Below are 2,095 nucleotides of genomic sequence, written 5' to 3'. Positions count from 1 at the left end.
GTGCCGCAAAAAGTGAGTGTTTAATAATTCTATCCTTGTCCTCTGGTTTACAGAGAAGAAGGATAGATCAGGAAAACAAGCGTGTTTTTTATCTCTTCATCAAGAAGGTGTTGCAAAATATCTTTTCTCCTGCTCCTTCCGAGAAGCAAAAGCTACGCATAACCCGTCATTCATCACGGTAATTCATTCATCCTGATGCCGGTGAGATCTTTTTGTCTGGCCATCCTTGCCGACTGAAATTACGTTGTAGGTTGCTTGTCCAGAATAGATATAACAATTTCTGTCTTACAGGTAAGGATGAATAAGGGTTTGAGCATAGAAAGACGTCTCTGCTGGTCAGAATAAAGAGTGTTTTTGTGTCTTCTTCATGAAGGGCGGGTGCCATTTCAAGGCGTGAGGTCATTGTTTCGTTCTACATCAACAAGCTTGCGTTTGCGATGTATTCCTTTATGTCGCGTCAGTTCAAAAGCATTCTTGCAGACAGTCCCGCACGGCCTCTGCAGACCATCCTCTCCGACCACCGTCATATCGCAGGTTTGTGGCTCGCTGTGGTCTTTTCTTTTGTGGATCGACAGGGCTTTGGCATTATCGAAGAGCTTTCCGCATGGCCATGGTCGGCCATCCTCTCCGGTTAGTGTTACATAGCAGGTTTTTGACCCGGTATGGTATGCGCTTTTGTGAACCGAAAGGGCTAAAGCACTCTTACACACCGCCCCGCACGGCCGCTGCTGCCTGTTCTTCCCAATTACAGTTTCCTCACAGGTTTGTTTCCCGCTGTGATCTTTTCTTATGTGATCCCTCAGTTCCTGATAACTCTTGTAGACTTTCCTGCATGGCTGCTGCTGGCCATCCTCCCCGGTCATGATCACGTCACAGGTTCGTTCCCCGCTGTGCATTCTGCTTTTGTGACCCGACAGGTTTTGAGCGTTCTTGCAGACTGCCCCGCATAGTCGCTTTTGGCCATCTTTTCCAACGACGGTTACGTCACAGGTTTGTTGTCCAGTGTGGGAGGTTCTTTTGTGAAACGTCAGAGCATGAGAACTTGTGCATTCCTCCCCGCATCGACGAGGCTGGCCATCCTCCCCAATCACGGTTATGTCACAGGTTCGTTGCCCGCTATGGTGATTGTTTTTGTGAGCTGACAGGGCTTTAGCATTATTGCAGACTGTGCCGCATGGCTGCGGCTGGCCATTTTTCCCGATCACCATCACGACACAGGTTTTTTGTCCGGTATGGCATCTTGTTTTGTGACCCGCCAGCGCTCCAATATGCCGGAAGACCATTCCGCATGGCCGTGGCTGGCCATCCTCGCCGACTACTGTTACATGACAGCTTTTTTGCCCGCTATGGTATATCCTTTTGTGATTCGACAGGGTTTGAACATTATCGTAGGTCTTTCCGCATGGTCGCTGCTGGCCATCTTTCCCAACCACGGTCATGGTACAGGTTTGTTTTTGTTTTACGGTGTGGACGCTTCTTTTGTGATAAGCGAGGGCATTAGCATTCTGGCAGACCATTCCGCATGACCGTGGCTGGCCATCCTCCCCGACAACCGTTCCGTCACAGGTTTTTTGCCCGGTATGGTATCTGGCTTTGTGAGACGTAAGTGATTTTTGATTCTTGTAGACTTTCTGGCATTGCCGCAGTTGGCCATCTTCACCGACTAAGATCACGTTACAGGTTTTTTGCCCGTTGGAGTCAATGGTACCTGCTGCCCCTGCACCCATTGAGTCCGCGGCCCCGTCTGAGGCGACCCCATCTACAGGGCTGCAACGATAGCAGAGTCTGTTGGCCGCGTGGGAGCATGAACGTTCTCCGGATGTTTCTTCAGTGTCGTATGTCGAACTTTCTTCACAATCTGGCACTACGCTATTGGATGAGTCGGAAGATGGTCGAAATCGACAAACACCATTACAGGGATGGATATAACAATTTAAACCCATAGTATGCAGGTGTTGTTCAGGATCTTCGTCACCGTCGGCAGAGTCAGAAAACAGGAGATTGGTGAAATAGCCTCTGATGTGACTGCTGCTGCCGTGCGGGGCATGCTGGTCTGATGATTCTGATGGCTGATAATGAGGTGGGTCTTGTTCAG

General features: G+C 49.5%; 1 protein-coding gene. It reads right to left on the bottom strand.

Annotated elements, in window-relative coordinates; translation table 11 throughout:
• Positions 1-386: 386 nt before the first annotated feature.
• Positions 387-2,095, bottom strand: a 1,709-nt coding sequence (locus KDK19_RS20700) for a hypothetical protein (RefSeq protein ID WP_257292847.1), incomplete at its 5' end; no start/stop codon positions are given.

This window comes from Endozoicomonas sp. ONNA1, from assembly GCF_024606325.1.
Taxonomy (GTDB): Bacteria; Pseudomonadota; Gammaproteobacteria; order Pseudomonadales; family Endozoicomonadaceae; genus Endozoicomonas_A.
This window is presented reverse-complemented; position numbering and strand designations above follow the sequence as displayed.